23 protein-coding genes are annotated in these 20,776 nt (G+C 68.7%); 16 read left to right on the top strand and 7 right to left on the bottom strand.

Annotated features, from left to right (window positions below; genetic code table 11):
• Positions 1-40 precede the first annotated feature (40 nt).
• From AC23D4_RS14080 to AC23D4_RS14070, 3 genes are all read right to left on the bottom strand, one after another.
• Positions 41-994, bottom strand: a complete 954-nt coding sequence (locus AC23D4_RS14080) for an IS110 family RNA-guided transposase (RefSeq protein ID WP_472887523.1) — start codon at positions 992-994, stop codon at positions 41-43.
• A gap of 271 nt (positions 995-1,265) precedes the next feature.
• Positions 1,266-2,360, bottom strand: a complete 1,095-nt coding sequence (gene dprA / locus AC23D4_RS14075; RefSeq protein WP_472889826.1) for a DNA-processing protein DprA — start codon at positions 2,358-2,360, stop codon at positions 1,266-1,268.
• A gap of 6 nt (positions 2,361-2,366) precedes the next feature.
• On the bottom strand, positions 2,367-3,623 hold the full coding sequence (locus AC23D4_RS14070; RefSeq protein ID WP_472889827.1) for a LysM peptidoglycan-binding domain-containing protein: 1,257 nt from the start codon (positions 3,621-3,623) through the stop codon (positions 2,367-2,369).
• Between the two features lie 265 nt (positions 3,624-3,888).
• Between AC23D4_RS14070 and def the strand changes: the two genes are divergently transcribed.
• The 9 genes from def (at position 3,889) to AC23D4_RS14025 (ending at position 11,516) form a co-directional block, all read left to right on the top strand.
• Positions 3,889-4,410, top strand: coding sequence for a peptide deformylase (gene def / locus AC23D4_RS14065; RefSeq protein ID WP_472889828.1), 522 nt, complete (start codon positions 3,889-3,891; stop codon positions 4,408-4,410).
• Positions 4,407-4,907, top strand: a complete 501-nt coding sequence (locus AC23D4_RS14060; protein ID WP_472889829.1) for a hypothetical protein — start codon at positions 4,407-4,409, stop codon at positions 4,905-4,907. Before def ends, AC23D4_RS14060 begins: the two co-directional genes overlap by 4 nt.
• A 52-nt stretch (positions 4,908-4,959) precedes the next feature.
• The gene (gene fmt / locus AC23D4_RS14055) at positions 4,960-5,961 is read left to right on the top strand and encodes a methionyl-tRNA formyltransferase (protein WP_472889830.1); all 1,002 of its coding nucleotides are present in this window, start codon (positions 4,960-4,962) and stop codon (positions 5,959-5,961) included.
• The gene (locus AC23D4_RS14050; protein ID WP_472889831.1) at positions 5,961-6,704 is read left to right on the top strand and encodes an AzlC family ABC transporter permease; all 744 of its coding nucleotides are present in this window, start codon (positions 5,961-5,963) and stop codon (positions 6,702-6,704) included. Before fmt ends, AC23D4_RS14050 begins: the two co-directional genes overlap by 1 nt.
• Entirely contained in the window at positions 6,697-7,032 is a 336-nt protein-coding gene (locus tag AC23D4_RS14045; protein ID WP_305361797.1) for an AzlD domain-containing protein, read from the top strand. Before AC23D4_RS14050 ends, AC23D4_RS14045 begins: the two co-directional genes overlap by 8 nt.
• A gap of 130 nt (positions 7,033-7,162) precedes the next feature.
• Positions 7,163-7,957 (top strand): glycosyltransferase family 2 protein, encoded by a 795-nt coding sequence (locus tag AC23D4_RS14040; RefSeq protein ID WP_487623628.1) that lies wholly within the window; start codon positions 7,163-7,165, stop codon positions 7,955-7,957.
• A complete protein-coding gene (locus AC23D4_RS14035) occupies positions 7,947-8,744 on the top strand; it encodes a TVP38/TMEM64 family protein (protein WP_472889833.1) in 798 nt (265 codons plus the stop codon). The genes AC23D4_RS14040 and AC23D4_RS14035 overlap by 11 nt, the downstream gene beginning before the upstream one ends.
• A complete protein-coding gene (locus AC23D4_RS14030; protein WP_472889834.1) occupies positions 8,734-10,506 on the top strand; it encodes an ArnT family glycosyltransferase in 1,773 nt (590 codons plus the stop codon). Before AC23D4_RS14035 ends, AC23D4_RS14030 begins: the two co-directional genes overlap by 11 nt.
• Positions 10,503-11,516 carry an SDR family NAD(P)-dependent oxidoreductase gene (locus AC23D4_RS14025; RefSeq protein ID WP_472889835.1) on the top strand — a complete coding sequence of 338 codons (1,014 nt, stop codon included), beginning with the start codon at positions 10,503-10,505 and terminating at the stop codon, positions 11,514-11,516. Before AC23D4_RS14030 ends, AC23D4_RS14025 begins: the two co-directional genes overlap by 4 nt.
• Here AC23D4_RS14025 and AC23D4_RS14020 read toward each other — a convergent pair.
• Positions 11,492-12,244 (bottom strand): phosphatase PAP2 family protein, encoded by a 753-nt coding sequence (locus AC23D4_RS14020; RefSeq protein WP_472889836.1) that lies wholly within the window; start codon positions 12,242-12,244, stop codon positions 11,492-11,494. The genes AC23D4_RS14025 and AC23D4_RS14020 overlap by 25 nt on opposite strands.
• 95 nt (positions 12,245-12,339) lie before the next feature.
• On the opposite strand from AC23D4_RS14020, the gene AC23D4_RS14015 reads away from it, so the two are divergent.
• The 3 genes from AC23D4_RS14015 to AC23D4_RS14005 all read left to right on the top strand — a co-directional run bounded on the left by AC23D4_RS14015 (position 12,340) and on the right by AC23D4_RS14005 (position 16,257).
• The gene (locus tag AC23D4_RS14015) at positions 12,340-13,071 is read left to right on the top strand and encodes a response regulator (RefSeq protein WP_472889837.1); all 732 of its coding nucleotides are present in this window, start codon (positions 12,340-12,342) and stop codon (positions 13,069-13,071) included.
• Positions 13,068-14,423, top strand: coding sequence for a sensor histidine kinase (locus AC23D4_RS14010; RefSeq protein ID WP_472889838.1), 1,356 nt, complete (start codon positions 13,068-13,070; stop codon positions 14,421-14,423). Before AC23D4_RS14015 ends, AC23D4_RS14010 begins: the two co-directional genes overlap by 4 nt.
• 100 nt (positions 14,424-14,523) lie before the next feature.
• On the top strand, positions 14,524-16,257 hold the full coding sequence (locus tag AC23D4_RS14005; RefSeq protein ID WP_472889839.1) for a phosphoethanolamine transferase: 1,734 nt from the start codon (positions 14,524-14,526) through the stop codon (positions 16,255-16,257).
• Here AC23D4_RS14005 and AC23D4_RS14000 read toward each other — a convergent pair.
• From AC23D4_RS14000 to AC23D4_RS13990, 3 genes are read right to left on the bottom strand one after another with little or no spacing between them, the layout of a single operon-like run.
• Positions 16,235-17,632: a sensor histidine kinase gene (locus AC23D4_RS14000; RefSeq protein WP_472889840.1), complete on the bottom strand. Its 1,398-nt coding sequence runs from the start codon at positions 17,630-17,632 to the stop codon at positions 16,235-16,237. The two genes, AC23D4_RS14005 and AC23D4_RS14000, sit on opposite strands and share 23 nt — an antisense overlap.
• A complete protein-coding gene (locus AC23D4_RS13995; protein WP_472889841.1) occupies positions 17,629-18,291 on the bottom strand; it encodes a response regulator transcription factor in 663 nt (220 codons plus the stop codon). The genes AC23D4_RS14000 and AC23D4_RS13995 overlap by 4 nt, the downstream gene beginning before the upstream one ends.
• Before the next feature lie 10 nt (positions 18,292-18,301).
• Positions 18,302-18,676, bottom strand: a complete 375-nt coding sequence (locus AC23D4_RS13990; protein WP_472889842.1) for a PepSY domain-containing protein — start codon at positions 18,674-18,676, stop codon at positions 18,302-18,304.
• Between the two features lie 119 nt (positions 18,677-18,795).
• Between AC23D4_RS13990 and AC23D4_RS13985 the strand changes: the two genes are divergently transcribed.
• The 4 genes from AC23D4_RS13985 to AC23D4_RS13970 are packed head-to-tail and all read left to right on the top strand — an operon-like array spanning position 18,796 to position 20,765.
• On the top strand, positions 18,796-19,215 hold the full coding sequence (locus AC23D4_RS13985) for a DUF1924 domain-containing protein (protein WP_472889843.1): 420 nt from the start codon (positions 18,796-18,798) through the stop codon (positions 19,213-19,215).
• Positions 19,216-19,241: 26 nt separating this feature from the next.
• Complete coding sequence (locus AC23D4_RS13980) at positions 19,242-19,754, top strand: diheme cytochrome c (protein WP_472889844.1); 513 nt, start codon at positions 19,242-19,244, stop codon at positions 19,752-19,754.
• Between the two features lie 16 nt (positions 19,755-19,770).
• Positions 19,771-20,547, top strand: coding sequence for a cytochrome b/b6 domain-containing protein (locus AC23D4_RS13975; protein WP_472889845.1), 777 nt, complete (start codon positions 19,771-19,773; stop codon positions 20,545-20,547).
• A 53-nt stretch (positions 20,548-20,600) separates the two neighbouring features.
• Complete coding sequence (locus tag AC23D4_RS13970; protein ID WP_472889846.1) at positions 20,601-20,765, top strand: rubredoxin; 165 nt, start codon at positions 20,601-20,603, stop codon at positions 20,763-20,765.
• The last annotated feature ends 11 nt before the right edge of the window (positions 20,766-20,776 follow it).

Raw genomic sequence — 20,776 nt, 5'->3', positions numbered from 1 at the left:
GGCGATGCGAGTGGCCCGGCAAAGGTTCTATGGATCGATGTCAAGCGGGAGAGACAAAGCGCTGGGGATCAAACGGCTGGCCGCTGCGCCAGACGGCAAAGGCGATACGCAGCAGCTTGCGAGCCAACACCACCAGAGCCTCGGTTGTCTTCAGCCCCCGCAGTCGCAACGCCTTGTACGTGCCTTCAAACGTCTTCGTATGACAGGCCGACATCGCAGCCAGGTACATCTGGCGTCGCAGCGCCGGTTGTCCCCGCTTGGAGAGCCTTCTCCTGCCACGGCTGCTGCCCGAATCACAGGCGCGCGGGTCCAGCCCGCTGTAGGCCACCAACGCATCGCCGCTGGCAAAGCCCGCCTGCGCCAGCACACTGGCGAGCAACGCACTGCTCTGTGGCCCCACGCCCACGATGCTCTGCAGCAGCTTGCGCTGCGCGCGCAACGGCGCATCGTCATCGAACAACTGCATGATGCGTGCATCGATGGCTTGGAGCAACGCGGCGAAGGCCGCATCCAGGGCCTGGACCTGGCAGGCGATGGCCCCATCACAGCCTTGCAGCGACTGGCGCAGTGCCGTGCGCTTGCTCACCGCCGTCCAGCGCTGGCCCAGCAGGCACTGCACCTGAGACAGCAGGACATGGGGTACCTGCCACAGGCGCAGGCGGGTGTGCTGCTCGGCCACGTAGCGGGCGATCACGTGGGCATCGACCCGATCGGTCTTGGCGCGAGCCCCCAGGGCCTTGGCGTAGAAGTACACGTCGCGGGCGTTGAGCACGAACACCTGCAGACCTGCGGCACTGGCCAGGGTGGCGAGCAGCTGGTGGTAACGCCCAGTGGACTCCACGGCCAGCGCCGCACCGTCTGGCAGCTCACGCAGCCAGGCACTGATGGCGTCGGCCTCGTTGGCGATGCTGCGGCATCCTGCTTGATCATGGACCGCGGTCACCAGCTCGGCCTTGGCCACATCCACCCCGATAAACACGTTGACCTCTTGCATGGCGCTCTCCTGAGAGAAACAATGACAAGTGTTGGGGTGGACATTCCCGCCAGCCGCGTTGGCTTGCTCAAAGATCGGCGCTACTGGGTGCCGCTCAGTTCCTTATCGACGCTGGAAGGCGGGGTGGGGGCAATCTTTGCCAGTCGGTCTGAGCCGATAGCCGGAAGTTCAGGCCCTCCACCCCAACACCTCAACCATACAAGCCGGTTCCACCGCATCCTCGGTTGGGACACTTCGCTCCGGTGCCGATGCCGTGCAATCCCTGGATTGCTCAGCCTTGGCCGAGTCGCTGCAACAAGCCACCCGGCAGTCGCCCCACCCAGCCGTCCAGTTCGAGTTCCAGCAGGCGCGCCTGCAGGGTCGCGGTGTCGAGTCCGGTGCGCGCCTGCAGGGCGTCCAGGCTCACCGGGTCGTGGCCCAGGGCGTCGAGCAGCTCGTCGGCGGGTGGCTCCGTGGGGGAAGCTTCCTCCGGAACAGCCGGTGTACCCATTTGAAGGTCTTCCAGGATGTCCTGGGCCGATTCGACCAGTTTGGCGCCTTGGCGGATGAGTGCATGGCAGCCGCGCGACTGGGGTGCATGGATGGAGCCGGGAATGGCAAACACCTCGCGACCCTGTTCCGCGGCCAGCCGGGCGGTGATGAGCGAGCCCGATTGCAGCGCTGCTTCGACCACCAGGGTGCCCTGGGCCAGGCCGGCAATGATGCGGTTGCGCTGTGGGAAGTTGGCGGGCAACGGGGATGTGCCGAGTGGGAATTCGCTGACGATGGCCCCGTGTTCGGCAATGCGGTGCGCCAGGTTGAGGTGCTGCCTGGGATAAACGCGGTCCAGTCCGGTGCCCACCACCGCGATGGTGCTGGCGCCGGCTGCGAGCGCGCCTTCGTGCGCTGCGCCATCGACCCCGAGCGCCAGGCCCGACACCACGCACAGGCCGGCCTGGCCCAGGGCCTGGGCGAACTGGTGGGCGTTGGCGGCGCCCTGGTGGGTGGGGTTGCGGCTGCCGACGATGGCGAGTTTGCGCGGGTGGCTCAGAGCCTGCAGGTCCCCCAGCACGTACAGCAGCAGGGGCGGGTCGGCCATCTGCAGGAGTTCGGGCGGGAAGCGCGCGTCGCCCAGACTCAGCAGGTGGTGACGGTCGGATTCGGCCAGCCAGCTGTGCAGGCGCTCCAGCGCCGGTTCCAGTTCGTCAGGGATCTGCTGCAGGGCCTGAGCGGTGCGGGCGCCGACCACCGTCTGCAGCGCCGCCGGGCTTTGCGCGAAAACGGCCTGTGGCAGGCCAAACGCGGCGAGCAGCTTGCGCGCCGTCTCGTTCCCGACACCGGGGGTCAGCAGCAGCCTCAGCCAGGCGGCCAGCTCGTCTCTGGCCATGGGGTGTCAGGGGTTGACGAAGCGGTCGCCCACCTTGACCCCATCGTTGATCTGCAGGACCAGCGCGTAGGACACTTTGTCGAAGGTGCGGAACACCATCATCAGGCCGTTGCGTTCGCCGGGCAGTCGCAGCATGGGGCGGCTCTCGTCGGTCTTGTCGGCCACCAGGTTGGTGTCGCGCAGCAGGGCCAGCACATGGCCGTTTTCCATGCCGTGCTCGCGGCCGCGGTTGATGGCCACGACCTGGTTCTGGGACGCAAACGTCACCGCGTTGCCGTAGACCGAGACGATCTGCCCCGCCTGGGTGCTGCCAGGGGCACGAGGGACGTAGTTGCTGAACTCGCGCGGCGGCTCGGGCAGCAGGCGGTCGCCCACGCGCATTTCTTCCTTGGCCTGCACGATGTCGATGGTGGCGGGCACCAGTTCCGTCGCCGGGGCTGCGGAGGTGTTGGCCGTTGACACCGGCTGGACGGCGACGCGGCCTTCTTCGCGGACGAGATAGGCCTTGCCCACGTATTGCGCCTCGTAGGCCAGCACCTCGCCGGTGCCGGGATCCTTGAGTGGCACCGCGTTGCGGAAGACGCGGAAGTGGCGCGGTTTGCCGGCGGCCAGGCTCAGGGATGCGCCGTCGGTGCTGCTGCCGTAGCTGCCACGGGCGTAGGCCCGGTCGCCCAGGCTGAGCAGCACGCGGTTTTCAGGGGTGGCGACGATGCGCGGCGCGCGCGCAAAGGTGGCTTCGTCCACGATCAGGGGTTCGGCCAGGAAAGCTTCGATGTCCTGCATCGAGATCGGCGGAATGGCCGAGTCGGACAGGCTCTCGGAGCGGATGCGGGGCGAGACACGCACGGTGGCGGGTTCGCCGCTGCCCGGCCGGCGGGTGCTCAGGCGGGCGCGGCCATTGGATTTGTCGAGGTACAGCACCTGGCCCGGGTAGATGCGGTGCGGGTTCCTGATTTCGTCGAGGTTCATGCCCCAGAGCTCGGGCCAGCGCCACGGGCTCCTGAGGAAGATGCCGGAGATGCGCCACAGCGTGTCACCGCGCACAACGGTGTAGCTGTCGGGCGCATTGGGGGCCAGTTCCGATAGGGCAACACCCGTCTCGGCGACCTGGTTGGCCGTGGCCCGCTGCCCGGCGGTGATGGGAAAGTTCTGGGCCCAGACGCTGTTGCTGACCAGTGCGGCGAAAAGGACAGCAGCTCCAGCCAGCGGATACAGGCGATGCGGCGAACGGAGTTGGGCGGTCTGGCAGGTGTTCAATGGCATGTGTGGGCCCCTGGGGCAGACGCCATCGCCTCGGAAGTCCGCAAGGGTCGGGACCGGGGTGAGACGGCGCTTTTTATCTTGACAAGTCGCATTTGATTTTGCGCCCAAGCCCTTGATTAGGCAATGTTTATGGCGTTTGGGCCGTGCGGGCGCCGCCAAAAGTGGCGAAAATAACGACAAACCTGCCGCCTTGTCACCGCAGCGCCCGACCCCACGTGGTGGCGGTGATCCGGAACGTCCGTCCCATTTTTGACTCCACCGAGACATGAATCCGCCCGAGCTGCTCAACATCCTGCGTTATCCCGACCCGCGCCTGAACACCGTTGCCCGGCCGGTGGCGGCGGTGGACGCGCGCATCCACCAGCTGATCGCGCGCATGTTCGCCACCATGTACGACGCCAGCGGCATCGGTCTGGCTGCCACGCAGGTGGATGTGCACGAGCGGCTGATCGTGATCGACGTGAGCGAAACCCGCGATCAGCCGCTGGTGCTGATCAATCCCGTGATCGAGTGGTCCAGCCCCGAAACCCGCAAGGGTGAAGAAGGCTGCCTGTCCGTGCCCGGCATCTATGACGGCGTGGAACGCTCGATCGCCGTGCGCGTGCGCGCGCTCGACGGGAGCGGCGTGGAGCGCACGCAGGAGGCTGAAGACATGCTCGCGGTCTGCATCCAGCACGAGATGGATCACCTGATGGGCAAGGTGTTCGTGGAATACCTCTCGCCACTCAAGCGCAACCGCATCAAGGGCAAGTTGCTCAAGGCGCAACGCGAGACGGAGCGGGTATGAACCTCGTTTCGGGCAGGCGTTACCGGCTGCTGGCGCTGGCCTTCGGGCTGGTGTTGCTGGCCGGCTGCGCGGGCATGCCCGAGCGCGTGCCCCCGGGCAGTACCCGGGCACAGATCGAAGAGCGGCTCGGGCGACCGACGGCGGAACACCGCTTGCCCGACGGCACGCGTCTGCAGTACTCCCGCCAGCCGGCCGGCGCGCAGGTGTACAACCTGGACCTGGGGCCGGACGGCCGTTTGCGCCGCCTGGAGCAGGTCATGGACGTCGCCTGGCTGGCGCGCATCAAGATCGGACGCTGGAACCGCGAAGACCTGCTGCTGCACCTGGGCCGACCGGCCCTTGTGGAACAGGTGGCGCGGTTTGATGGCGACATCTGGACCTACCGCGTCATCGATCACGTCTGGCGACGCCGGGTGCACATCCACCTGGACCGGGCCGGTGTGGTGCAGCAAGTGATGTACACCGACGAACCGATGCCCGACGACCGAACGCCCTGAGCGTGGGTCCGCGGCCCCCGGTGCCGGTGCCCGGGCCTTTATCCTTCTTCGCATGAAAATCATCTTTGCCGGTACGCCGGAGTTTGCCCGCGTGGCGCTGGAACGGCTGCTCGCGGCCGGTTTTGAGATCCCGCTGGTGCTGAGCCAGCCGGACCGCCCGGCGGGGCGCGGCATGAAGCTGCAGGCCTCGCCGGTCAAGCAGTGCGCGCTGGCGCATGGCCTGGCGGTGGCGCAGCCGCGCAGCTTGCGCCTGGATGGCAAGTACCCTGAGGACGCGGCCGCCGCGAGGCAGGCGATCGAAGCGGCGAACGCCGATGCGATGGTGGTGGCCGCCTACGGCCTGATCCTGCCGCAGTGGGTGCTGGACGACATGCGGGCGAGCGGGACCCGCCGGCTGGGCTGTTTCAACATCCACGCTTCGCTGCTGCCGCGCTGGCGCGGCGCGGCACCGATCCACCGCGCCATCGAGGCCGGCGATCCGCACACCGGGGTGACCATCATGCAGATGGACGCCGGGCTCGACACCGGCGACATGCTGCTGGTCGAGCGCCTGCCCATCGCGGCCGATGACACCACCGGCAGCCTGCACGACCGCTTGGCGGTCCTGGGCGGGCGCCTGATGGTGGAGGCGCTGGAGCTCGCGGCCTGTGGCGGACTGCGTCCGGTGCCGCAGCCGGCCGACGGTGTGACCTACGCCCACAAGATCGAGAAGGCCGAGGCGGCGATCAACTGGGCCCTGCCCGCGGCCACCATCGAGCGGCGCGTGCGCGCGTTCAACCCGTTTCCGGGCGCGGGCACGGCCCTGGCGGGTGAGGCGATCAAGGTCTGGCGCGCGCACGCCGAACCGGACAACCCTGTTGCCGCCAGCGCCGGCCAGGTGCTGAGCGCCGATCCCCGTGGCATCCGGGTCGCGACGGGCGACGGCGTGCTGGTGCTGGACGAACTGCAGCGCGCGGGCGGCAAGCGCCTGCCCGCGGCCGATTTTCTGCGCGGGTTTGCGCTGACACCCGGGCAGGTGCTGGACGCACCGGCCGCGGAAAGCGCCGCGGCCTGATGTTCTACCAGCGCGAACACCGCCAGCGGGCGGAATTCTGGGAAGGCGTGCGCGACCAGGGCACGGTGGCCATGGGCATCGGCGCCTGGGGCCTGATGACCGGTGTGGCCATGGTCAAGTCGGGGCTGTCGGTGCTCGAAGCGCTGCTGATGACGCTGATCGTCTACGCCGGCAGCGCCCAGCTGGCCTCGGTGCCCATGATCGCGGCCGGCGCGCCGCTGTGGGTGATCCTGGCGGCGGCGTTCTGCGTCAACCTGCGTTTTGTCGTGTTCTCGGCGCACCTGCGGCCCTACCTGATGCACCTGCCGCGCTGGCAGCGGCTGGCCAGTGGTTACGTGACCGGCGACCTGAGCTACGTGTTTTTCGCCCGCCGTTTTCCCAAACCCGGCCAGTCGCCCGACGAACTGGCGCGTCAGCAGGCCTACCTGATGGGCAATTGCGCGGTGAACTACATCGCCTGGATGGTGGCCAGCGTGGCCGGCATCGTGCTGGCCAACGCGATTCCCACGCAATGGGGGCTGGGGTTCGCCGGCATCCTGGCCCTGCTGGGCGTGCTCAGTTCGCTGGCGTCGTCGCCGCTGCGCATCGTCTCGGCCACCGTGGCCGGGGCGGCCGCCGTGGTCGCCTGGACGCTGCCGCTCAGGCTCAACATCCTGGTCGCCATCGCCTGCGCGGTGGCGATCTGCCTGGTCCTGGAGAAGGCGCTGCCGCACGGCCCTGCCCAGGGAGCGCCCCATGTTTGACCTCGACCCCTGGACCCTGCTCACCATCCTGGCGCTGGGCTGCATCACGGTCATCACGCGCGGTTTCTTTTTTCTGTCGGACAAGCCCTGGACGCTGCCGCACTGGGCCCAGCGTGGCCTGCAGTACGCGCCCATTGCCGCGCTGGCCGCCGTGGTGGTGCCCGAGATCGTGATGGTGCAGGGCGAGCTGGTGCGCACCTGGCAGGACGCGCGCCTGTTCGCCGCCGCCGCCGGGGGCGCCTGGTTCTACTGGCGCCGCGGGGTGCTGGGCACCATCGTGGCCGGCATGCTGGTGTACCTGCCGCTGCGCATCGGGCTGGGGTGGTGAAAGGCCGCGGCGCTGGCTTAAGGCCAGCTTAAGCAAGGTGCGTCAAAATGGAGGGCTGCTCTTTTTGCCACTGGCGGCCTTGTTGGTGCTGCGACGCCGTGTTGCGATTTTGTGAATGTTGATGAAACCCATGACAGACTCCCGGCCGACCGCTGCCTCACCCCCATCGCCCGGCGAGGCCGCACCCCTGGTGTCGGTGCTGATTCCCGCGAAGGACGAGGCCGGCAACATCGGTGCCCTGGTCGACGAAATCGTGAATGCCCTGCAGCCGACCTGCGGCTTTGAAATCGTGCTGGTGGACGATGGCAGCAGCGATGGCACCGACCAGCACTTCCTGCAGCGCTGCCTGGCCCGCGGCGCACGCGCCCAGCTGCTGCGCCACGAACGCAGCTGCGGGCAGAGCACCGCGATGTGGACCGCTTCGCGCCACGCCCGCGGGCGCTACCTGGTCACCATCGACGGCGACGGGCAGAACGACCCGGCCGACATCCCGGCCCTGGTGCGCCAGGCGCAGGCGCTGGAGGCGGGTGGCGAACATTTCTGCATCGCGGGCTTTCGCCACCAGCGCAAGGACACCGAGTGGAAGAAGCTCCAGTCGAAGATCGCCAACGCCGTGCGCCGCCAGATCCTCGATGACGGCGTGCCCGACACGGGATGTGGACTGAAGCTGATCCCGCGCAGCACCTGGGCCTTGTTGCCCTATTTTGATCACATGCACCGCTACATCCCGGCGCTGGTGCGTCGCGCGGGTGGCCGCATCGCCGTGGTGCCGGTGAACCACCGCCACCGCACGGCCGGGGTGTCCAAATACACCGCCTGGAACCGCGTGTGGGTGGGCATCGTCGACCTGTTTGGCGTGCGCTGGCTGGTCCGGCGCAGCAAGCAGCCGGTGCTGGAACGGGTGGAAACCGTCGGTGAAATCTAGCGCCAAACTGCTCGTCAAGCCGCTGGGGCTGACGGCTGTGCTGACGCTGGCCTTTGTCTCCCTGCACTATGGCTGGTGGGGGTCGTTCACCGAAGAAGACCTGCTGCGCCAGCTGTTCCAGCAGCACTGGGCCGTTGCCTGGCCGGCGTTCGCCCTGGGCGGCATCCTCTACACGGCCGTGGGCGGCCCGCGCCAGGTGCTGGCCTTCAGCTGTGGCTACCTCATGGGTGGTTTTGTGGGCGGGGTGGTCAGTGCCCTGCTCACCGGATTCGGGGCGCTGCTGACCATGGCCGTGGTGCGCCAGATGGGGATGCACTGGATGCGCCAGCGCCACGGTGACCGGATCGAGTTCTTGCGTCGGGTGCTGGCCGAAGACACCTGGCTCTGGATCTGCATCGTCCGGCTCATGCCGGTGGGCAGCAATCTGGCGACCAACGTGGCCGCCGCCCTCGCCGGCCTGAGCCGCCGCGGCGTGTTCCTGGGCAGCCTGCCGGGTTACCTGCCGCAGTCGCTGCTGTTCAGTTACGCCGGCCGTGGCGTGGCGCTGCAGGACAGCTCGAAGATCTGGATGAGTTTTGCCCTGCTGGTGGGCTCCAGCGTGCTGGCCTGGTACCTGTACCACCACGGTTTCAAGCAGCGCATGGAACAATGGAAAGTCACCCCCGCGCCGCCTGCGGCGTCACCCCCTCCAGGGGGCGCAGCCAGCGGCCCGGCAAAGCCGGTTCCGCGGCTGCCTCGGGGAGATGGCGCTACGGACTTGACTGAGAACCATCCCCATGACGCCTGACGCCACCGCACGCCGCCAGGCGCTGTTCTGGCTGGCGGCCACGGCCCTGGTGCTGCTGGCCGGCATCGGCCTGCGATACCCCTGGCCGGCCGACGAGCCGCGGTTTGCGCAGATCGCGCGCGAGATGGTCGAGAGTGGCCAGTGGCTGTTTCCGACCCGCGGCGGCGAGTATTACCCGGACAAGCCACCGGTGTTCATGTGGCTGAGCGCGCTGTTTTTCCAGCTTGTCGGCAACCTCAAGCTGTCGTTCCTGCTGCCCAGCGTGTTGGCCTCGATCGGCACGCTCTGGCTGGTGCACGACCTGGGCCGCCGCTTGTGGAATCCGCAGACGGCGCTGTTCGCCGTGCTGGTGCTGGCCTTCACGCCGCAGTTCCTGCTGCAGGGCAAGGCGGCGCAGATCGATGCCCTGGTCACCTTCTGGATCACGCTGGGCTGCTACGGTCTGCTGCGCCATTTCCTGACCGGTCCGCACTGGCGCTGGTACTTCGTGAGCTGGGTGGCCATGGGCCTGGGCATCATGACCAAGGGCGTGGGTTTCCTGCCGCTGCTGATGCTGCTGCCGCTGGGCCTGTGGAGCCATGCTCCCCCCTGCGCCGCTCCGCGTCTTCCCCCCGAAGGGGGGACCGCACCTGCGGCCCGGCAAAGCCGGTTCCGTGGTGCGTGCTGGAGCTGGCGCCTGCTGCTCGGTGTGCCGGTGATGCTGGCGGTGATCGCGCTCTGGCTGGGGCCGATGCTCTGGCAGGTGCACAGCGTTGGCACCGACACGATGGTGGCCTACCGCAACGACCTGTTGTTCCGCCAGACCGGCGAGCGCTTCGTCAACGCCTGGCACCACGTCAAACCCTGGCACTACTTTTTCACCCAGGCGATCCCGGTCGTGTGGTTCCCCTTGCCGATCGTGATGCTGGTGCTGATCAGGCCCCTGGTGGCGCTGCTGCGGCAGGATGCCAAGCTGCGTGTGCTGCTGGCCTGGGTGGGGCTGGTGCTGCTGTTTTTCTCGCTCAGCTCGGGCAAGCGCGAGGTCTACATCTTCCCCGCGCTGCCCATGTTGTCGCTGGTGGTGGCGGTGCTGTGGGCGAACGGCCGGGAGCTCCCGCTGGCGAAGAAGCTGGACGGGTTTTTCCGCTGGTTGATGCCGGGCATCGCCGCCTTGCTGACCGGTCTGGGTTTGATGATGTGGCTGGCACCCGAGCGTTTGCCCGGCAAGCTGCAGGACTACACCGACATCGTGGGCGCTGTCGCCGTGCCCCTCACGGGGCTTGGCGTGACCCTGATCGTCGTGCTCTTGTGGCTGCGCCGCTCCGACCTGTTTGTCCGTCTGGCCGCGGCCAGCCTGGTGGGCTGGCTGTTCGTCGCGCTGCTGGTCTGGCCGAGGGTGGACCCTCACCGCACGCCCCGCAACATGATGCTGCAGGTCGAGCAGCGTCTGCCCCCGGGCGCCGAGCTCGGACTGATCTATTTCAAGGAGCAGTTCCTGCTCTTCAGCCAGCGCCCGCTGACCCACTTCAGCTACCTCGCCCCGCTGCAGCAGCAGGAGCGCAACGCCTGGCTCTGGATGCGCGAGGCCCCGGGCCGCCACCTGCTGGTGCCCACCGGCGCCGGACTCGGCTGTTTCGACGAGTCGCGTGCGGATTCCCTGGGCGAAGCGCACCGGCGCGAATGGGTGCTGCTCGGGCCCGATGCGGTGCGGGCCACCTGCGAGCCGCCGCAGCGCCTGCAGCGCTACCACTACCAACCCGACACCCGCGGGGTATTGCCATGACCGAACCGATCCCCGGGCCCGGCCGGAAAATCCTGGTGACCGGCGCTGCCGGCTTCATCGGTTTCCACCTGTGCCAGCGCCTGCTCGACCAGGGTTTTGAGGTCGAGGGCCTGGACAACCTGAACGCCTACTACGAGCCCACGCTCAAGCAGGCCCGCCTGCAGCAGTTGCTGGACCGGCCCGGCTTCGTGTTCCACCGCCTGGACCTGGCCGACCGCGATGCCATGGCGCGGCTGTTTGCTGAAAACCGCTACGACGCCGTGCTGCACCTGGCCGCCCAGGCCGGCGTGCGCTATTCCGTTGACCACCCGATGACCTACCTGGACAGCAACCTGGCCGGCATGCTGACGGTGCTGGAAGGGTGCCGTCACAGCGGGGTGCGGCACCTGGTCTATGCCTCGTCCAGCTCCATCTACGGCGCGGCGCGCCAGATGCCGCTGCGCGAGGACATGGTCACCGACCAGCCGATCTCGCTCTACGCCGCGAGCAAGAAGGCCAACGAACTCATGGCCTACAGCTACAGCCACCTCTATGGCATCCCGGCCACGGGTCTGCGCCTGTTCACCGTCTACGGCCCCTGGGGGCGCCCGGACATGGCGATCTTCAAGTTCGTGCGTGCCGTGCTGGCGGGCCAGCCGATCGATGTCTACAACAACGGCCAGATGCGCCGCGACTTCACCTACGTGGACGACGTGGTAAACGCCGTGCTCAAGGTCATGGCCGTGCCGCCGGTGGCCACGGCAGACGCGCCCGCCCACCGGGTGCTCAACGTGGGCAACAACGGGCCGGTGAGCCTGCTGGACTTCATCGGCTGCATCGAAAAGGCCACGGGCATCGAGGCCATCAAACATTTCATGCCGATGCAGCAGGGCGATGTGCCCGAGACCTGGGCCGACACCACGGCGCTGGAAAAGGGTTTCGGCATCCGCCCGAACACCGATCTGCAGCTCGGTGTGCAGCGCTTTGTGGACTGGTACCGCGCTTACTACGGCGACGCGGCCACAGCCTGACCCGCATCCCCAGCAAGCCAGGGCCGAACCCCCAGCCACCCGGCCAGGCTGACGCTGGCGCAGGTCAGCAGCGTCCACAGCGTGTGGCTGGGCGGGTGTGCGCCGCGCAGGGTCTGCGCCGCACCGGCGAGCGCGCCAGCCACCAGGAAAAACATCAGCCAGCGCCAGCCGGTCGCGGCCTGGCGCTGGACCGCCCGGGGTGGCAGCAGCCAGGGCAGGCACAGGGGCAGGAAGGCCAGGGCGCTGGACGCGTGACCGCCGGGGAAGCAGCGGCCAGGCCCCCCGTCCGTGTCCAGGAAGTTCCAGTGCGACACGTAAGACGCGCCGCCACCGAAGGCCTGCAGCGCCCAGGGACAGCTGGTGAGGCTGTGGACCTTCACCAGATTCACCGCCAGCAGCGACAGCGCCACCAGCACCACCACGGTGAGGCGCTCGCGCCGGTCAATGGCCGGGCCGGGCCAGGTGGGTGGCCACAGCACCCACAGCCCGAGCAGCAGGTAGAAGCCCAGGGCGAGCTGCCGCAGGCCATCGTGCAACACCTGTTCCAGCAACCAGTGGTGGCGCCAGGGAAACCCCTTGGGCGTTCCGATGGCCTGCAGCACGGGCAGGTCCAGGCCCGAGAGGTCCCACAGCAGGGTCAGCCCCAGCACCGCCAGCAGGCCTTTCAGCAGATGCATGACGGACGGTGAATGGGCCAGCAGGGAGCGGGTACAGGGACGGTTGTGCATGGGGCAGCATCGTGCGCGGCGCACTTTAAGAGCCGCTTAAGCGCGGTCCGGATAATGGAACTCTTTTGTCACCGGGTCCCTGGCCCGCCCCTGAAATGCGCGCACTTGTGGTGGAAGACGATCCCGGCATCGCCAGCGGTCTGAGCGATTCGCTGCGCCAGGCGGGTTACGCGGTGGACGTGTGTTCGACGCTCGATACCGCCTGGGCGGCCCTGGCGGTGGAGCCCTTTGACGTGTTGCTGCTCGATCTGGGCCTGCCCGATGGCGACGGGCTGGACCTGCTGGCGCGCCTGCGCCGCCTCGGTGAGCGCAACCGGCCCCACGAAGCGCTGCCGCGCAGCGACATGCCGGTGCTGATCATGACCGCGCGCGACGGTGTGAGCGACCGCATCAGTGGCCTGGACAGCGGGGCCGACGACTACATCGTCAAACCCTTCGACGCCAACGAACTGCTCGCGCGCTTGCGCGCCATGCTGCGGCGGGCGAGCGGGCGCAGCAAGCCGTTGATCGAACATGGCGATCTGGTGCTCGACCCGGCCGCGCGCACGGTGGAGCGCGCGGGGTTGCCCGTGGCGCTGGGCGGGCGCGAGTTTGCGCTGCTGCTGACGCTGCTGCAGGCGCGGCCCCAGGTGCTGTCCAAGGCCCGGCTCGAATCGGCGCTGTACGGTTTTGGCGAAGCGCTCGACAGCAACGCGATCGAGGTGCACGTGCACCACCTGCGCCGCAAGCTGGGTGAGTCGCTCATCAAGACCGTGCGTGGCGTGGGCTACTTCATTCCCCGCGAAGTGGCACCCGCCGCCGCGCCGAAGCGGTCGGACCCCGCATGAACCCGGTGGCCGCTTTCCCATCGCGGCAGCCCGTGCTGCGCCGCTACATCCTGAGCTGGACGCTCGGCGCGCTGCTGCTGGTGTGGCTGACCCTGATCGCCGTGGCCTGGTCCACCGGGTTCCGCGAGGCGCGCAAGTTTTCGGACGGCCAGCTGGTGGCGGTGGCCAAGCTGTGGATCGAAGCCTCGCCCACCGGAGCCAGCCAGAACGTGGTGCCGGCGTCGGCCGGCCTCGAACATGAGTACCTGCAGGACGTCGCCGTGCTGGCCTGGGAGGATGGCCGCCTCGTCGTCGACACCCACCGCGTCGCGCCCGGGCTGGACATCACGGACCTGCCCCCGCGGGGGTTCCGCACCCTGACGTTGCAGACCGAACACGGCCTGGGCGACTGGCGCAGCTTCGGCGTGCGCCTGAACATGGACGGGCGCGAGCGCCGCGTGCTGGCGCTGATGGACATGAAGAAGCGTGGCGAGCTCGGCAAGGACATCGCCGAACACGTGGCGCAACCCGCGATCCTGATCCTCCCGCTGGTGGCCTTGCTGCTGTGGTGGACCATCCGGCGCGGTTTGCGTCCGCTGGACCAGCTCTCCAGCGAGGTGGCCGCGCTCGACGGGTTCGCCGGTCAGCGGCTGGACACCCGGCACCGTTTTCGCGAATTCACCAGCACGGTCTCGGCCATCAACACGCTGGTCGATACCTTGCAGAAGCAGGCGCAGCGCGAGCGCGAATTCGCCTCCGACGTGGCGCACGAGCTGCGCACGCCGCTGGCGGTCATCGCGCTGCAGGCCCGGGCCGCGCAGGCGGACGCCTCGCCCGAACGCCTGGGCCGGCTGGAGCGCGAGTCCCTGCGCGCAGGGCGCATCCTGTCGCAGCTGCTGGATCTGGCGCGCGCGCAGCGCACCGGCAACGGGGGCCCGTCCAACCTGCTGGAGACGCAGGACGTCGAGCTTGGCGAGCTCGCGGCGCGTCTGATTTCGAACCATGCGCAGCTGGCGTACGAGACGGGTCACGAGCTGTCCCTGCAGCAGCCCGAGCAGCCGGTGCGCGTATCGGCCCAGCCCATGTTGCTGGAGCTGGCCCTGCGCAACCTGATCGAAAACGCCCTGCGCCACACACCCGAAGGCACCCAGGTGTCGGTCGAGATCTGGCGCTCATCCGACGGATTCGGTGTGTCCGTGTCCGACGACGGTCAACGCGCGGGCTCGGGTGCCGTCACCGCAGCGTCCGAGCCCGGCCTCGGTCTGGGCCTGCGCCTGGTGGGGCGCATCGCCGAGCAGATGGGCGCCACGCTGGAGCGCGATGCGGGCGAGCCGCCCATGAGCACGCGGTTCAATCTGCGCTGGGCGCGCTGAGAACCCGGGATCGTTGGTGGAACAGGTCGGCATAAGGCGGGCTTAACCCAGGCTGCCTACGCTGGCGGGGCCAGTGTGTGCTGGCGCATCGAATGTGACCATGCAGGCCAGTCTGTCTCCGGCGTTGTCCGCCCCACCCACGCGGGCGCCCGCCTCCCTCACCGCCAACCCGGCCCGTTCCCCGGGCCAGACCGTCTGGCTGCTTGCGCTGTGGCTGGCCGGTCCGGGCAATCTGCCGCTGTGGCAGCGCATGCTGTCCGGCGGCGAGGTCCGCTGGACGGCGTTCATGGGCCTGGGTCTGATGATCCTGGGCGGCACGGCGGCCCTGCTGTCGCTGCTGGCGTGGCCGCGCCTGCTGCGGCCGGTCGCGTCCCTGCTGCTGGTGATGGCGGCCCTGAACAGCCACTACATGTGGCAGTACGGTGTCGTGATCGACAGCACCATGCTGGCCAACGCCTTGCACACCGATGCGCGCGAGGTGCGCGACCTGCTGTCGTGGTCGCTGGCGGGCAGCCTGCTGCTGGTGGCGGCACCGGCGCTGGGGTGGTTGTGGCACCGGCCGGTGGCGATGGGCCACGCGGCTTCGCGGCTGCTGCCCAACGGCCTGGGCGCGGTGGCCGGCCTGGTGTTGGCGGTGGGCGCGGCGCTGCTGAGCTACCAGGACCTCGCCTCACTGATGCGCAACCAGAAGACGCTGCGCTTCATGATCAATCCCCTCAACACGGTGTACGCCGCGGGCCGGCTGGCCGCGCAGCAGCTGCCCGCGCAGGCGCGCACCCTGACGCCGGTCGGTGAAGACGCGGTGCTCGGCGCGAGCTACGCAAACCAGGCGCGGCCACCGCTGTTGCTGCTGGTGCTGGGTGAGACGGCACGCGCCGACCACTTCGCGCTCGATGGCTACGCCCGTGACACCACGCCCACGCTGGCGCGCTGGCAGCAGCAGGGTGATCTGGTGAACTTCAGCCAGGTGCGTTCCTGCGGCACCAACACCCAGGTGTCGGTGCCTTGCGTGTTCTCGCCCTTGACGCGAGCCCAGGGCGGTGACGAAACCGCGCGCCACGAAAACCTGCTGGATGTGCTGCAGCGGGCCGGTCTGGCGGTGCTCTGGCTGGACAACCAGGCGGGCTGCAAGGGCGTCTGTGACCGGGTGCCCCATGCGAGCACGCGCGAGCTGGCCGTGCCGGGCGTCTGTTCTGATGGTGAGTGTTTTGACGCGGTCATGCTGCAGGACCTCGATGCGCGCATCGCCGCCCTCGACCCGCAACGCCGCGCGCGCGGCGTGGTGCTCGTCATGCACCAGATGGGCAGCCACGGCCCGGCGTATCACCGGCGCACGCCGCCCGGGCACAAGCGCTTTGAGCCCGAATGCACCAGCGCCACGCTGTCGGACTGCACCCCCGAAGCGCTGGCCAACGCCTACGACAACACCATCGCCTACACCGACCAGTTCCTGGGCCAGACGCTGGACTGGCTGCAGCGCCAGGCCGGGCAGGGCCAGCACGACACCGGGCTGATCTATCTGTCCGACCACGGCGAATCGCTGGGCGAAAACGGGCTCTACCTGCACGGCCTGCCGTACGCGCTGGCGCCCGAGCAGCAAACCCATGTGCCCATGGTGGCCTGGTTGTCGCCCGGGCTGCAGCGGCGCAGCGGTGTCTCGGTGGACTGCCTGCGCCAGCGCTCGGGCGAGGCCCTGTCCCACGACAACGTGTTCCATTCGGTGCTGGGGCTGATGGACGTGCGCACCTCGGCGTACCAGCGCCCGCTCGATGCGCTGGCGCCCTGCGCCAGGCCGCGTGTGCAGGCCGGGGTCAGTCCGCGGCCGGCAGGCTGAGGGCGACCCCCAGACCGCCCAGGCTGGCCGTTTCCAGGCGGACGTCGCCGCCGTAAAGCCGGGCCAAATCGGTCACGATGGCCAGGCCCAGCCCCGACCCGGGCACGCTTTGATCCAGCCGTGCGCCCCGCGCGAGCACGGCGGCGCGGGCCTGGTCGTCGATGCCCGGACCATCGTCCTCCACACGCAGGCACAGCCGGCCGGCTACGCTGGAGGCGCTGACCACCACCGTGTGGCGCGCCCATTTGCAGGCGTTGTCGATCAGGTTGCCCAGCATCTCCTGCAAGTCCTGTTCTTCGCCCGCAAAGGCCAGCGTGCCGGGCAGACCGCTGGCGTCGATGTGAATGTGGCGTTCGGCGTGCACCCGCTGCATCACCCGCACCAGGCCGAGCACCACCGGCGCCACGGCGGTGCGTTGGCCGGGCAGGCGCTCGGCCGCGGCTGCGCGCGCGTGGGCGAGGTGCCAGTCGATGTGGCGTTGTGCGCTCGCCACCTGCTCCTGCACCAGCCGCGCAAGATCCGGCGCTGCGCCCGGTGGCGGTGTCTGCGCGGCGGCCTGCTGCAGGACCGCCAGCGGGGTCTTGAGGGCATGGGCCAGGTTGCCCGCCTGGGTGCGCGCGCGCGCCACCACCTCGGCGTTGCGGTCGAGCACGCCGTTGAAATCGTCGATGAGGGGCTGCACCTCGCTGGGAAAACGGCCCTGCAACCGGGCGGAGCGGCCTTCGCGCACCTGCACCAGGGCCTGCTGCAGGCCCCGCAGCGGCGACAGACCCACCGCGACCTGGGCCACCGCGGCCAAGGCCAGCAGCGCACCCAGCACCAGCAGCGAAATGGAAAGCACACCGGTGAAGCGGTCCACCGCTTCCAGCGCTGGCCGGGTTTCGGCCGCCACGATCAGGCGCCAGCGCACGCCCGGCTGTTCGCCCAGCGCCACGCTGCGTTCCAGCATCAGCACGGCCGCGCCCTGCGGACCGCTGCCCTCGTGCATGTGCACGGCGCCGTTCGCCAGCGCATCCGCGCTCAGCGGCAGGGTGGTGTCCCAGAGCGAGCGCGAACGCAGCACGCCGCTGCGGATGGCGCCATCCCCGCTCACCTGGTCGAGCTGCCAGTACAGGCCGGAATAGGGTGTGCGCCAGCGCGGGTCGGACAGCTGTTGCGGATCGATCACGGGTTGGCCGCTGGCGTCCAGTTCGAGTTGGGTGGTCAGCTGGTCGAGCTGCAGGGTCAGCGCCGCTTCGAACTGGCGCATGACGTGTTCGCGAAACAGGCCGCTGAGCCACACGCCGGCCAGCAGCAGCGCCAGCGCGAGCGCGGCGAGCGTGGCGGCCAGCAGGCGAAAACGCAGGGAAGAGGCCCAGCGGCCCAGCGATGTCATGACCCTGCCGTCAGACGGTAGCCCAGGCCGCGCACGGTTTCGATCAGTTCGGGCGGGAGTTTCTTGCGCAGCCGGCCGACGAACACCTCGATGGTGTTGGAGTCGCGGTCGAAGTCCTGCGCGTAGATGTGTTCGGTGAGTTCGGTGCGCGAGACCACCGAGCCCGGGCGGTGCATCAGGTAGTCGAGCACCTTGTACTCGTGGCTGGTCAGGGCGACCGGCTGGCCCGCGAGCGTGACGCGGCCGCTGCGCGTGTCCAGCGCCAGCGCGCCGCACTGCAGCACCGGCGAGGCCAGGCCGCTGGCGCGGCGGATCAGCGCGCGCAGGCGCGCCAGCAGCTCTTCCATGTGGAAGGGTTTGGTCAGGTAGTCGTCGGCGCCGGCGTCGATGCCCGCCACCTTCTCGCTCCAGTTGTCGCGCGCGGTCAGGATCAGCACCGGCAGGGTCCGGCCGGCGTCGCGCCAGCGCTTGAGCACCGAGAGACCGTCGAGCACCGGCAGGCCGAGGTCGAGCACCACCGCGTCAAACGCCCCGGTGTCGCCGAGGAAATGGGCGTCGCGTCCGTTGTCGGCGGTGTCCACCGCATAGCCCGCGTCTTCGAGCGCGCTGCGCAACTGGGCGCGCAGCGTGGGTTCGTCTTCAACCAGGAGCACTCGCATGCGGGTTCTTTCAACGTCCACGGTTCCTGGGGTCGCGATGGTGATCGGCGCGGCTCCTGCGACGCAACACCTCGCCGGTCTTGGCGTCCAGTTCGAGCTTGATCCGCTGACCACCGGCCTGCAGCAATTTGATCTCATAGACCCAGTTGATGCCGTCACGCTCCAGTTCGACTTCCAGCACCTGGCCGGGGTGCTCGCGTTCCAGCCGCTCCAGCACCGATCGCAGCGGCAGCACCTGCCCGGCCTGCACGGCTTGCAGGGCGCGCTCGTGGTCGTCGTCGCGTGACCCGGCGTTGGTCGCGCCCAGCCCGCCCAGCAGCGCCGCCGTCACCAGCAGGGTCCGCAGCGGCGCGCTGCCGTATCCGGGGCGTGTCAACACTTTCATGGGGCCATTGTCGGTGGGCATTCCTTAACGGCAGATGAATGGCTGCTTCAGCTGGCGTTCAAGCGGGTTTTCTCACACTGCATCCCGTCCTCCCCTTCATCCCTTTGAAAGACACCATCATGTTGCTTGTGCATTCTTCCCGGCTGCCCGCCGGCCTGCTCGCGGCGATGCTGGCCAGCGGCTTGTGGTCGACCAGCGTCCACGCCGCCGACACCACGCCCACCGCACAGCTCCAGCACTGGAGCGCCCAGGCCGGTTCACCCGGCAACGCCGCCAAAGGCCAGACCTTCTTCAACGCCAAACACGGGGCCGAGTGGTCGTGCGCCTCCTGCCACGGCACACCGCCGACCACGCAAGGCAAACACGCCAACACCGGCAAGCTGATCGCGCCGCTGGCGCCGGCCTTCAACCCCAAGGCGTTCACCGACACGGCGAAAGTCGACAAGTGGTTCAAGCGCAACTGCAACGACGTGCTCAGCCGCGCGTGCAGTGCCGGCGAAAAGGCCGACGTGCTGGCCTACCTGAACAGCCTGAAGTGAACGACCTTGACACCCAGGAGCGATCCATGAACACCCCCTCCACCCGAACCCTGCTGTTGGCCTTTGGCCTGAGCTTCGCCGCACTGTCCGCCGCGCAGGCCGACGGCGGGCGCATGATGCCGCGCGACATGCCCAAGGCCTACATGGCCGAATGCGCCGCCTGCCACACCGCGTACACCCCGGGCCTGCTGCCCGCCCGATCGTGGCAGCGCATCATGGCCGGCCTGGACAAACACTACGGCACCGACGCTTCGCTGGATGACGCCACCGTCAAGCAGCTCAGCACCTGGTTGCAGGCACACGCCGGCACCTACAAGCGTGTGGTCGAGGAACCGCCCGAGGACCGCCTCACGCGCTCGGCCTGGTTCGAGCGCAAGCACCGCGAGGTCCCCGCCTCGGTCTGGAAACACGCCAGCATCAAGAGCGCGGCCAACTGCGCGGCCTGCCACACCGGCGCCGACCGCGGCGATTTCGATGACGACAACATCCGGATGCCGGCGGGCGTGAACCTGGGCCGGCGCTGGTTCTGGAAAGACTGAAACCGGGAGAACCACCATGCAAGCCACCACCCCCATGCCTTCCTCTGCTGTCGCTGGCGCGTCCCAGGCGCGACCAGCCGCCCGCCGCCGTGTCACCGATGCGCCCACGCGCATGTTTCACTGGTTGTTCGCCCTGTGTTTTCTCGGTGCCTACCTGACAGCCGATGGCGAGAGCTGGCGCATGCTGCACGTCACGCTCGGTTATTCCATGGCGGGTCTGCTGGGCTTTCGCGTGGTCTATGGCCTGTGGGGCCCGCGCCAGGCGGGGCTGGGCCTGATGTGGCGCAAGCTGGGCAGCGCGCCGGCCTGGCTCCGGTCGCTGCGCACGGCCCCATCCATCACCGCCGTCAACTGGCGCCAGGGGCAGAACCTGCTCATGGCGCTGGCGGTGGTGGCCTTGCTGGTGCTGGTGGTGCCGCTCACCTTGAGCGGTTATGCGACGTTCAACGAATGGGGCGTGTTCCCCGGTGACGACTGGCTGGGCGAAATGCACGAATTTCTGGGCGAAGCCTTTCTCTTTGTGGTGCTGGCCCATCTGGCCCTGATCCTGGGGCTGAGCCTGCTGCGCCGCAAGAACCTGGCATCGCCCATGTTGACCGGCAGCGTGGAAGGCCCGGGTCCGGGCCTGGTGCAGAAGAACCGCACCTGGCTGGCGACCCTGCTGCTGCTCGCGGTGCTGGCCTACGGCGCCTGGGAATGGCAGCAGTCGCCCAACGGGCTGGTGTCGGCCCAGGCGCTGAGCAGCCTCGTGTCGGGCAACGGCGGCGGGCGCGATCACGGTGATGACAATTGACCGCCCTGGGACCTGGACTCACTGGACGAACTGAATTCTGAAAGCAACAAACCATGAACCAATACCTCTGTGTGGTCTGCGGATGGCTGTACGACGAAGCCGCTGGCTGGCCCGAAGAAGGCTTCCCGCCGGGCACACGCTGGGCCGACGTGCCGGACGACTGGCGATGCCCAGAGTGTGGCGTGGGCAAGGCCGACTTCGTGCTGTGCGAGGTGTGAGACCCGTCCAC

It is taken from the genome of Hydrogenophaga sp. L76, from assembly GCF_057654755.1.
The sequence above is the reverse complement of the archived record's forward strand: the minus strand, read 5'-3'. Positions and strand labels throughout refer to the sequence as shown.